We start from the raw sequence: 11,441 nt of genomic DNA, 5'->3' as shown, positions 1-11,441 counted from the left end.
GAATAGCTTCTTAAACGTTTCTTAATATTTAAGACGTATCATAACATATAGTTTGAAGGGGGAAAACGATGGGAGAATATTTGGAACTAGGACAGATCCGTCTTCCTGTTCAATGGGTGTTTATTGGCTTGGGACTTCTCATAGCTTATCTCGTGATAAACAGTCGTGTGAAGAAAACGGATTTGAATAATAAGCACGTGGTCGATGGTCTGTTTAATGCACTTTTTTATGGATTCATTGTTTGGAAGTTGAGTTATGTACTCTTTTATCCGATCTATGCATTTACATACCCAGTAGGCATTCTTTATTTTGATGGAGGCAGACGAGGTGTCTTATTAGCTTTACTAGTCGGAATAGTATACATCTATAGGTATGCACGTAAGCGACAGATTGGTCTGTTACCATATAGTGAGCTTATCATGGCGGGGGGGTTTGCAGCTTCAGCTGTTTACTTTATTCACGTTACGGTGATGAATCCTCTTTTTTATGTCGGTCAGATCATGTTAGCTCTTGGTTTACTTGTTGTCATTTATAAAGAGCAGCAAGTAGGACAAGTGAAGACAATCAGTAATGTGGCCTTAATGTATAGTTTAGCTCAACTCTTTTTACATTACTTTTCACAGCAGCCACCGTTATTTCTAGGACTTACAGCGTGGCAACTCATATTTGCGATAGTAGCAGTTGTGATCATTATTTTACAGCAGAAGGGAGAAGGTTATGAAAAAGCTTAAAAATGTGTTTGTGATTGCGCTTTTAGCCGGGTTAATTGGTTGGGGGTTACTAAATGCTGGAGAGGACAATGCAATTGATACACCTGTTAATTCGGATTTATCCGATGTAGAGGTGGGAATTGAGCAAGGCAACCTCGCACCTGATTTTGAGTTAGAAACCTTAGAGGGAGAGGCGTTAAGACTATCTGATTTTCGTGGTGAAAAAGTGATCTTAAACCTGTGGGCTACGTGGTGTCCACCTTGTCGAGCCGAAATGCCGCATATGCAGGATTTTTACGAAAAAAATAAAGATCAGGATATGACGATCTTAGCTGTCAATTTAACAACGCAAGAAAGAAATACGAGCGCAGTAGAGCCATTTGTTTATGATGAATTCCAGCTAACTTTTCCGGTCGTATTAGATGTCGACGGTGATGTCGGAACGATGTATCAAGCGTATTCGATTCCAACCACGTACATTATTGATACTCAAGGGCTGATTCAAAATAAGGTCGTTGGACCAATGTCGTATGAATTAATGGAAACATTGATGGATTCGATCGATTAAATGCAGGTGGGGGTTAATAGTGAATACGAAAGGAAAGTCGATTTTAATTGTAGAAGATGATCCGAAGATTAGACAATTAATAAAGATATATCTTGAAAACGATGGGTATGAAGTGTGGGAAGCCGAGGATGGCAAACAAGCGATTGACATGTTTGAACGCTATGATCCATGTTTTGCAATTATTGATTTAATGCTCCCAGAAGTTAGTGGTGAAGAGGTTTGCCATTGGATAAGGGTAGAGAAAAAGAGTGATAGCCCAATTATTATGGTGACAGCAAAAGTCGATGAGAAGGACCGCATTCATGGTCTCAAAATCGGGGCTGACGATTATATCACAAAACCATTTAGTCCAAATGAGCTTGTCGCTCGGGTTGAAGCGGTGCTTAGACGCACAGCCAATCGTTGCAGTAAGATCAGTTACCAAGGGATTACTTTAAAACCATTTAAGGGTGAGGCAAATTATCGGGGAGCGAACCTTTCATTAACGAAAAATGAAACGAAACTTTTACATCTATTCATGCAGCATCCTAATCAAGTGTTATCGAGAGAACAAATGATTGACTATTTATACCCCCATGCTGAAAAGGACATTACAACTCGTACCATTGATGTCCACGTTCGTCACTTGAGGGAAAAGTTAGCGCAAGTCGATGCCCCAGATTGTATTCAAACGGTACGAGGAATGGGGTATAAGTTTGTTGCCTTTTAGCTATTTTTTTCGACCATGGTTTCACGTGAATTTGATGTGGAGAATTACAATTGTCAATAGCCTAGTTATTGGCGTTGTTATTTGGATCGTAGGGATCTCAGTAAAGGACTATGCATGTTATTTAATTGAACAGGAAAACACACTCACTGCCGCACAACGTGCCGCATTTATTAACCAAATGGATTCATATCTCGTTTTTGCAGTCATTCTCGCAGTGATTGTTGCGGCGATTGTTCATTTTTATTTTATCCATTCCTTATTAGATCCGCTACGTACACTAACGGAAGCGACGAAAGAGATGACAAACGGTCATGAACCTAAACCAATTCCGATTGCAAACGATGATGAGATTGGAAAGTTAACGGAGCACTTTAATCATATGGTTCAACAAATAAAAAGAAACGAGGACGCTCGTGAAAAGTTGACAAGGAATGTTGCTCATGAATTACGCACGCCGCTAACGAATATTAATGGCTACCTAGAAGCACTACGCTCGGGAGTGATTCAAGGTGATCGCAAACTGTATGATTCTTTATATGAAGAATCATCACGATTAACGGAATTGGTCGAGCAGCTGCAACAAATCAACATATGGCATGCAGGGACGCAAACGTCTCAGGATGAGTACGAGCGCTTGTCGATGAAAGATTTAATTGAACAACAAATCGAACATTTTCAGCTACAACTTCAAAAACAAGCGATTGAGGTTAGGACCTCAATCGAAAATAAAGAGGTAACCGCTAGTGAAGGTGGTCTTAAGCAAGTATTGAACAACTTATTTGAAAATGTTCTTCGTTATGATCGAGGCGGCTGGATGGAGGTTCAAGGGATGATGACTGAAAAGGGCTATAAGGTTCAGGTGAGAAACGAAGGAGTTCCGATTCCTGTGACTAGCCCAGATCAGCCGTTTGAACGCTTTTACCGAGCTGATGGATCACGTAATCGAAAGCTAGGAGGGTCTGGTTTAGGCCTTGCGATTGTAAAGGAAATTATTGAGAGTCATGATGGAGAGGTTGGCTTTCAAACGAATGAAAACATACATACATTCTCGTTTACGTTACCGGTTAAATAGTTTTTGAAGTGGTTTCAAAATAGTTAATTTTACAGGGGTGTCCTAAATTTAGGGCACTCTTTTTTTATGATGTGAAGAATATGGCAGGGACGATTTAGGGTTAGAAAGGTGAGTTAGCGTGAAAATAAACAGGGGAGGTGAGGTTATTGGAAGTAGAAGTTAATAAAACGTTAGATGCCAAAGGGTTAGCATGTCCGATGCCAATTGTAAAAACGAAAAAAGAAATGAACACACTTGAACCTGGACAAGTCATCGAAATTCAAGCAACGGATAAAGGGTCGACCGCGGATATCAAAGCCTGGGCTGAGAGTACAGGTAACCAATATCTTGGAACAGTAGAAGAGGTTGGCATTCTAAAGCATTATCTTCGCAAAGCAAGTGCCGAGGAAGAAGTGACAGAGAATAAGCACCCTGATTTGATTAGTTTCGACGAATTAGCAAAGAAAATTGAAGGTGAAGAAAAAATCACCGTCCTAGATGTCCGAGAACCTGCGGAATATGGATTTGGACATATTCCAGGTGCGATTCATATACCACTTGGTGAACTTGAACAACGATTTGAAGAGTTAGAAAAAACGGATGATATCCATGTGATTTGCCGTACGGGAAGGCGTAGTGACTTCGCCGCACAGAAGTTAGCAGACAAAGGGTACAAAAATGTGAAAAATGTCGTGCCTGGCATGCAAGAATGGACAGGTCCAATCAATACCAATCATTAAAAAAGGAGTTGTCACTAATGAAAGTTGCAATTATTGCTGCGAATGGAAACATGTTTGATGCGTATAAAGTGTTTAACATTGCAACAGCAGCTGCAGCAACGGATGCTGAAGTAGGGATTTTTTTTACCTTTGAAGGCTTGAACTTAATTCATAAGGAAGCACATAAAGCTTTACCAATGCCAGAAGGGACTGAGCATTTTCAAGAAGGGTTCCAAAAGGCAAATGTTCCAGCAGTGGATGAGCTTGTTGGAATGGCAAATGATATGGGTGTAAAAATGATTGCATGTCAGATGACAATGGATGTGATGAGCCTTGAAAAAGAGCAGTTCATTGATGGTATTGACGTAGGTGGAGCGGTTACATTTTTGACTTTTGCCAAAGATGCTGATGTAACACTTACATTTTAATGAGGGAGGTTCATTATGGCGCAAGCAACAGCTATAAAAGGAATATCGGTCGAGGAACTTACGAAAAAGATTTTAAATGGAGAACAAATCTTTATCTTGGATGTGAGGAACACTGGTGATTTTGATGATTGGAAAATTGAGGGTGAGAATGTTCATATTATTAACCAACCTTATTTCGATTTAATCGATAGCATTGATCCGATTATGGAACATTTACCTAAAGGCGAACCAATTTATGTGATTTGTGCCAAAGGTGGCTCCTCAGAGTTTGTTGCCCAACAAATTGCTGAGGCGGGTTATGATCATGTCTATTCAATTGAAGGTGGAATGAAAGCATGGAGTGAACATTTAGAGCCGATCAAAGTTGGAAGTTTAACTGGTGGCGGATCGATTTACCAGTTTGTAAGAATTGGTAAAGGTTGTCTCTCGTATTTGATCGAATCCAATCAAGAGGCCGCGGTTATTGATACAGCCCGTATGATTGAACCGTATGAGAAGTTTATGAGTGAACATCAGGTAAAGCTGACGCACGTCCTTGATACACATCTGCATGCGGACCATATCTCTGGAGGTCGTGTTTTAGCTGAAAAGCTCGGAGCAACGTATCATTTACCGCCAAAAGATGCCGAAGAAGTGACGTATTCCTATGCTAAGCTTGAAGATGGTGAAGAAATAAAGGTAGGGAACGTTACGATCAAAGCGATTTATTCACCAGGGCATACGATCGGAAGTACGTCCTTTATCATTGATGACCAGTATCTGTTAACTGGTGATATTTTATTTATTGACTCAATTGGACGTCCAGATTTAGCTGGGAAAGCAGAAGATTGGGTAGGAGACTTAAGGGATACTTTATATAGTCGCTATAAAAAATTAGCCGATGAGTTAATGGTTCTTCCTGCTCATTATATGGGGATTAAAGAAATGAACAAAGATGGAAGTGTTTCTGCAAAGTTAGGCAAGCTATATAAAGAAAATCATGGGTTAAATATTTCTGATGAAAATCAATTTAGAAAAACAGTTACCGAGAATTTACCACCACAACCGAACGCTCATCAGGAAATTCGAGAGACGAATATGGGTAAAATAAGTCCTGACCTTGAGGCGCAACGAGAAATGGAAATTGGACCAAACCGTTGTGCGGTGCGTTAGGAGGAATCGATATGAATGCTGATAAAGTGGTAGATGCTAAGGGACTCGCTTGTCCGATGCCGATCGTAAAAACAAAGAAGGCGATTGACGAGTTACGATCTGGGGAAGTGTTAGAAGTGTTAGCAACTGATAAAGGAGCTAAGAGTGACCTTGCTGCCTGGGCAAGCTCTAGTGGGCATGAATTTATTAGCGATAGCGAAGAGAACGGTGTTTTTACATTCTATATTAGAAAAGCTTAAACCACTTGGGGGCCTCACCTCGAGGCCTTCCTTTTACATATTGGTTAAGTTGCAAAGTTGAGATGACGAGAGGGAGGTGATTCATTGTTAAAAAAATTTATACCTGCATTAAATTGGTTGCCGAACTATCAGCTTGACGATTTACGAGGTGATATATCGGCAGGAGTAATAGTAGCGGTTATGTTAATTCCACAAGGTATGGCGTATGCGATGCTAGCAGGGTTACCACCAGTCGTTGGATTATATGCATCTACTATCCCTGTGATCGTTTATGCCTTATTTGGAACGTCACGGCAATTGTCGATTGGACCAGTGGCGATGGACTCCTTATTAGTGTTTGCTGGTGTCTCCTTACTAGCAGAACCAGGTACAGATCATTATCTTTCATTAGCGATAACGTTGATGTTGATGGTTGGACTGATTCTATTCCTAATGGGTGTGTTACGACTCGGATTTGTTGTCAATTTCTTATCGAATGCGGTGATTAGCGGATTTACATCGGCAGCCGCCATTATTATCGGATTAAGTCAATTACAGCATTTACTTGGCGTTAATTTAGAGGCAGATCAAAATGTATTTGATATTGTCTGGGAATCAGTAAATAGAATTTCTGACATTCATTGGCTTACGCTTGTGATTGGTGTATTAGGGATTGTCTTATTAATTGGTTTAAAACGATATCCGAAGATTCCTGGCCCCCTCGTTTTAGTCGTCGTCAGCATTTTAGTTGTATTCTTTCTTCGTTTAGATCTTCGAGGCGTCAACATTGTCGGGGAAGTGCCAAAGGGGCTACCGGCATTTAGTATGCCTGTTTTTTCAATCGAGGTGATCCGTTCACTACTACCGATTGCTTTAACGATCTCATTCATTGCATTTATGGAAGCAATATCGATAGCAAAGGCATTTGCCACAAAAGAAAAATATAAAATTATTCCTAACCAAGAGTTAATAGGGATTGGACTAGCGAATGTAGCGGGGTCTTTCTTCTCTGCTTACTCAGTAACAGGTGGTTTTTCTCGTTCAGCGGTGAATTATCAAGCAGGAGCACGTACTCCACTAGCCTCACTGATTACGGCAGTATTAATTATTTTGACATTATTATTTTTTACAGGCTTATTTTATTACCTACCAAATGCTGTTCTTGCTTCGATTATCATGGCAGCCATTTATAAATTGATTGATGTGAGAGAAGCGAAGAAACTATTTACGATTCGTAAAGCAGATGGTTGGACGTGGGTTATTACCTTTTTAGCAACACTTGTATTAGGCATTGAAGTTGGCATTTTGCTTGGGATTTTGTTCTCATTACTTGTATTTATTGGTCGAAGTGCCTACCCTCATGTGGCCGAACTAGGATATATCAAAAACGATCGTGTATTTCGAAACGTCGAACGCTTTCCAGAAGCAAAAACCGATGAAGAGGTGCTTATTTTTCGAATCGATGCTTCGCTTTACTTTGCTAATATGACGTTTCTAGAAAGTAAATTATCTGAGGCGATAGCCGAGAAAAAAGGGATTAAATGGGTCATTTTAGATTTTTCAGGTGTCAACTCCATTGATGCTGTTGCTATTGATTCATTGGAACAAATCATGAAGAACTCCCGCAGTGGTGGCATTAAGTTCTTATTTGCTGCTGTTAAAGGACCAGTGATGGATTTATTAAAAAAAGCTGAGTGGGATAAAAAATATTGTGAAAACCTAAAATATCACTCGATCCAACAAGCATTAACTGCGATCGACAAATAGGAGGAACTATAAATGTTTGATTATACAGTAGAAACCCAACGTAGTATCGATGAGGCGATTGAAAACTTAAAGGCGAGTTTGATTGATGAGCAGTTTGGTGTGCTTTGGGAATTTGATATTGAGGCGAAATTACAAGAGAAAGGCCTAGATTTCAATCAACCTTATAAGGTGTTAGAGGTTTGTAATCCACATGAAGCGAAACGGGTGTTGGATAAAAATAAAATGGCTGGATATTTTTTACCTTGTAAAATTGTTGTCTATCGTGACCAGGAGGTAACGAAAATAGGTATGCCAAGACCAACCGCGTTGATCAAAAATATCAATAATGAAGATTTAAATGAAGTCGCAGCTGATATTGAGAAAAGACTTGAACAAGCCATCAATCAAAGCATTTAAATAAGATAAAGTCTCTTGGGGGGACGCGAGACTGCTGAAAACATAACAGGCAAGCTAAAGGGCACTGAAAAAGTGAATGTCACACTTTTTCAGTGCCCTCGGGTACTCGAGAAGCTTTTTTATAGTACTGACTAAAGGTTGTTGACAACATACCCTTATGGGTATATACTGTAGATACAGTGTTAATGCAGTTGACTTGTTTCAAAGAGCAGCAATTACACTTAAAATATAGACTTGACAGTTGATAGTCGTCATTGTATAATACCCCTACAGGTAATCAAGAGATATCAGATGATATTCAACCGTCAAAAAAATAAGTAAGCATAAATGGCTATATTTTTTTGATCAATAATATACCCTTACATGTATATGTAAGAAAAAATTAAAGGAGTGGAAATTATGTCAGAAAAAAAGAAAACAACGATTATTCTTTTTAGCGGGGATTATGATAAAGCGATGGCTGCATTCATTATTGCAAACGGAGCAGCAGCTTATGATCATGAGGTAACGATTTTCTCAACATTTTGGGGATTAAATGCGTTTCGTAAAGACGAGCATGTTCCTGTGAAAAAAGGCTTTTTAGAAAAAATGTTTGCAAAAATGATGCCAAGAGGTACAGATCACATGGGGCTATCGAACATGAACTTTGCTGGAATGGGACCGAAGATGATTAAGCATGTGATGAAGAAACATAATGCCATGCCTCTTCCTGATCTCGTTAGCATGGCTCAAGAACAAGGCGTGAAACTCGTTGCATGTACGATGACGATGGATCTGTTAGGATTGCAAAAAGAAGAATTAATCGATGGTCTAGAATATGCAGGTGTAGCTGCTTACCTTGCTGATGCTGAAGAAGGGAACGTAAACTTATTTATTTAATTAACGTAAGGAGATAAGTCGATGGATGCAGTGATTAATGGCGTACTATTTTTGCTCGTTGTCCTTTTTATTGTCAATCGTTTTTTGCCTGTCAAAGGGGTTACTCAAATATCAACCCAAGATTTAAAAACAAAGTTAAGAAAAAAAGACGTTCAATTCATTGATGTTCGAACACCAGGTGAATATACGAGAAATCATATCAAGACGTTTGAGAATATTCCGCTTCATGAACTCGCAAAGAATGCAAAGCTCTTGTCAAAAGAAAAAGAAGTTGTTGTTATCTGTCAAAGTGGGATGCGAAGTACGAAAGCAACTAAGGTTCTTAAAAAACTAGGTTTTCAAAAGATCACCAATGTCAAAGGCGGTATGAGTGCTTGGAGATAAGCGAAACGGAGGTTGAGATTATGAAAGAAATCACACCTGAGAAAGTCGTAACGTTACCACAATCATCAATCATTGACGTACGTGAGCCTGATGAAGTGGCTGCTGGGAAAATTCCTGGAAGTATCAATATCCCGCTTGGATTATTGGAATTTCGTCTACATGAATTAGATAAAACAAAGGAATATATCCTTGTTTGTCGCTCAGGGTCTCGAAGTGCAATGGCGACGAAATTTCTTGAAAGTCGAGGCTATCATGCTACGAATATGGTTGGAGGCATGATCGAGTGGAGAGGTCAGATAGATTAAATTTTTTTAAATTTTAATATACCCCATAATGTATAATCTGAGGAGGAGTTATAATGGAAACCATTAAAACAGATCAAGTGATTGATGCAAAAGGGTTGGCATGCCCAATGCCAATCGTGCGTACAAAAAAGGCAATGAATGATCTCGAGCCTGGTAAGGTGATGGAAGTGCAAGCGACAGATCAAGGATCAACAGCTGACCTTAAAGCTTGGGCAGAGAGTACAGGTCATCAGTATTTAGGAACAATTGAGGAAAATGATGTTTTAAAACATTATCTTCGCAAATCAACCGATGAAGAAAAAGCTGAAAAGAAACATCCACATGTAGCAAGTAATGAGCAGCTTCAAGAGACGTTAGCAGCTGGGGAGAATGTTGTTGTACTAGATGTACGTGAATCAGCAGAATATGCATTTGGCCATATCCCTGGAGCAAAGTCTATTCCGCTAGGTGAGTTAGAAGACCGTGCTACTGAACTTGACAAAGACTCTAAGATTTATGTCGTTTGTCGAACTGGAAGTCGTAGCGATTTAGCTTCTCAAAAATTAACCGAAGCAGGTTTTAATGATGTATTCAATGTAGTCCCAGGAATGAGTGAATGGTCTGGTGAGACTTCAAAATAAATGACGTTAATGAGTTTTTGGCGATATAAAATATAAGGGGGCAATAACATGTCAGTACGTCCAATGAATGCAAAAGAAGTAGCAAACAAAGTCATCAATAAAGAAGCATTTTTTATTTTAGATGTTCGTAATGAAAGTGATTTCGCTGATTGGAAAATTGAAGGCGAACAGATTGAATACTACAATATCCCCTATTTTGAACTATTAGATGGGGTCGAAGAAATCCTTGATAAGGTTCCAACGGATAAAGAGGTTTTAGTTGTTTGTGCAAAAGAAGGCTCTTCAATGATGGTAGCAGAGATGTTATCTGGACAAGGCTTAACAGTCGCTTATCTTGCCGGGGGCATGAAAGCATGGAGTGAGCATCTTGAGCCGATCAAAGTCGGTGACTTAAAAGATGGTGGAGAGCTATACCAATTTGTTCGTCTCGGTAAAGGTTGTCTTTCTTATATGGCCGTCTCAAACGGTGAGGCAGCGATTATCGATGCGACTCGAATGACCGATGTGTATCTTACCTTTGCTGATGAAATCGGTGCAACAATTACACATGTGTTTGATACACATCTCCATGCCGATCATATTTCTGGAGGCCGAACCATTGCTGAGGCAACAGGTGCCACATACTGGCTACCTCCTAAGGATGCAACAGAGGTTGTTTTCAAGTATGAGCCATTAGAAGGCGGAATGGATGTTTCGATTGGGAACACAACGATAAATATTCACGCCCTCTATTCACCGGGGCACACGATCGGGTCGACGTCATTTGTTATTGATGAGAAGTACCTATTATCTGGTGATATTCTGTTCATTGACTCGATTGGAAGACCTGACTTAGCGGGGATGGCTGAAGACTGGGTTGCTGACTTAAGGAATTCATTATATAAGCGATACCGTGAGCTTTCAGAAGAACTAGTGGTGCTCCCAGCACACTTTATGATTATCGATGAAATAAATGATGATGGCAGTGTGTCCGAGAAGTTAGGTACATTATTTGAGAAAAACCATGGGTTGAATATTGAAGATGAACAAGAATTTAGAAAAATGGTGACGGAAAACCTACCACCACAACCAAATGCGTATCAAGAAATCCGTGAGACAAACATGGGTAAGGTAACACCTGATGAAGATAAACAGCGAGAAATGGAAATTGGGCCAAATCGCTGTGCAGTCAGATAACAAAATAAATTTTAAAAATAAACTGGAGGTTTTAGAATATGAATTCAAATAAAGTATTAGATGCAAAAGGGTTAGCTTGTCCGATGCCGATTGTTCGTACAAAAAAAGCAATGGAAGAGTTAGAATCTGGTCAAGTTTTAGAAGTTCATGCGACAGATAAAGGGGCTAAAAATGATTTAACTGCTTGGGCGAAGTCAGGCGGACATGAATTAATTGAAGATCGAGAAGAAGATGGCGTTCTAATGTTCTGGATTAAAAAAGGATAAAACAAAACTAGTCGAGGCTGGGACAAAATGAACTGCCCCCTGTCAAGTAGACAGTGGAAATAATAAAAATGACCTAAGCGGCTTTAGCTCTAT

16 protein-coding genes are annotated in these 11,441 nt (G+C 39.6%); all 16 read left to right on the top strand.

Features of this window, described 5'->3' with window-relative positions; translation table 11 throughout:
- The first annotated feature begins 68 nt into the window (after positions 1–68).
- The 16 genes from KH400_RS19070 (at position 69) to KH400_RS18995 (ending at position 11,348) form a co-directional block, all read left to right on the top strand.
- Positions 69–731 carry a prolipoprotein diacylglyceryl transferase family protein gene (locus KH400_RS19070; protein ID WP_217227448.1) on the top strand — a complete coding sequence of 221 codons (663 nt, stop codon included), beginning with the start codon at positions 69–71 and terminating at the stop codon, positions 729–731.
- Positions 718–1,278, top strand: coding sequence for a peroxiredoxin family protein (locus KH400_RS19065; protein WP_217227446.1), 561 nt, complete (start codon positions 718–720; stop codon positions 1,276–1,278). Before KH400_RS19070 ends, KH400_RS19065 begins: the two co-directional genes overlap by 14 nt.
- Positions 1,279–1,297: 19 nt before the next feature.
- Positions 1,298–1,987, top strand: coding sequence for a response regulator (locus tag KH400_RS19060; protein ID WP_217227443.1), 690 nt, complete (start codon positions 1,298–1,300; stop codon positions 1,985–1,987).
- A 34-nt stretch (positions 1,988–2,021) separates the two neighbouring features.
- Complete coding sequence (locus KH400_RS19055) at positions 2,022–3,059, top strand: sensor histidine kinase (RefSeq protein ID WP_217227441.1); 1,038 nt, start codon at positions 2,022–2,024, stop codon at positions 3,057–3,059.
- A gap of 197 nt (positions 3,060–3,256) precedes the next feature.
- Entirely contained in the window at positions 3,257–3,778 is a 522-nt protein-coding gene (locus tag KH400_RS19050; RefSeq protein WP_438821128.1) for a sulfurtransferase TusA family protein, read from the top strand.
- 17 nt (positions 3,779–3,795) lie between these two features.
- Positions 3,796–4,185 (top strand): DsrE/DsrF/DrsH-like family protein, encoded by a 390-nt coding sequence (locus KH400_RS19045; protein ID WP_217227437.1) that lies wholly within the window; start codon positions 3,796–3,798, stop codon positions 4,183–4,185.
- Between the two features lie 15 nt (positions 4,186–4,200).
- Positions 4,201–5,337 carry an MBL fold metallo-hydrolase gene (locus KH400_RS19040; RefSeq protein WP_217227435.1) on the top strand — a complete coding sequence of 379 codons (1,137 nt, stop codon included), beginning with the start codon at positions 4,201–4,203 and terminating at the stop codon, positions 5,335–5,337.
- Between the two features lie 11 nt (positions 5,338–5,348).
- Complete coding sequence (locus tag KH400_RS19035; protein WP_217227433.1) at positions 5,349–5,576, top strand: sulfurtransferase TusA family protein; 228 nt, start codon at positions 5,349–5,351, stop codon at positions 5,574–5,576.
- A gap of 84 nt (positions 5,577–5,660) precedes the next feature.
- Positions 5,661–7,322 carry a SulP family inorganic anion transporter gene (locus KH400_RS19030; protein ID WP_217227431.1) on the top strand — a complete coding sequence of 554 codons (1,662 nt, stop codon included), beginning with the start codon at positions 5,661–5,663 and terminating at the stop codon, positions 7,320–7,322.
- A 12-nt stretch (positions 7,323–7,334) separates the two neighbouring features.
- Positions 7,335–7,718, top strand: a complete 384-nt coding sequence (locus KH400_RS19025; RefSeq protein ID WP_217227429.1) for a DUF302 domain-containing protein — start codon at positions 7,335–7,337, stop codon at positions 7,716–7,718.
- Between the two features lie 399 nt (positions 7,719–8,117).
- Positions 8,118–8,597, top strand: a complete 480-nt coding sequence (locus KH400_RS19020; protein WP_217227427.1) for a DsrE/DsrF/DrsH-like family protein — start codon at positions 8,118–8,120, stop codon at positions 8,595–8,597.
- 21 nt (positions 8,598–8,618) lie between these two features.
- Complete coding sequence (locus tag KH400_RS19015) at positions 8,619–8,981, top strand: rhodanese-like domain-containing protein (protein WP_217227425.1); 363 nt, start codon at positions 8,619–8,621, stop codon at positions 8,979–8,981.
- Between the two features lie 20 nt (positions 8,982–9,001).
- Positions 9,002–9,286 (top strand): rhodanese-like domain-containing protein, encoded by a 285-nt coding sequence (locus KH400_RS19010; RefSeq protein ID WP_217227423.1) that lies wholly within the window; start codon positions 9,002–9,004, stop codon positions 9,284–9,286.
- A gap of 53 nt (positions 9,287–9,339) precedes the next feature.
- The gene (locus KH400_RS19005; protein WP_217227421.1) at positions 9,340–9,906 is read left to right on the top strand and encodes a sulfurtransferase TusA family protein; all 567 of its coding nucleotides are present in this window, start codon (positions 9,340–9,342) and stop codon (positions 9,904–9,906) included.
- Between the two features lie 48 nt (positions 9,907–9,954).
- On the top strand, positions 9,955–11,082 hold the full coding sequence (locus KH400_RS19000) for an MBL fold metallo-hydrolase (RefSeq protein WP_217227419.1): 1,128 nt from the start codon (positions 9,955–9,957) through the stop codon (positions 11,080–11,082).
- Between the two features lie 38 nt (positions 11,083–11,120).
- Entirely contained in the window at positions 11,121–11,348 is a 228-nt protein-coding gene (locus tag KH400_RS18995) for a sulfurtransferase TusA family protein (protein WP_217227417.1), read from the top strand.
- Positions 11,349–11,441: the final 93 nt, after the last annotated feature.

This window comes from Desertibacillus haloalkaliphilus (assembly GCF_019039105.1).
Taxonomy (GTDB): Bacteria; Bacillota; Bacilli; order Bacillales; family KJ1-10-99; genus Desertibacillus; species Desertibacillus haloalkaliphilus.
This window is presented reverse-complemented; position numbering and strand designations above follow the sequence as displayed.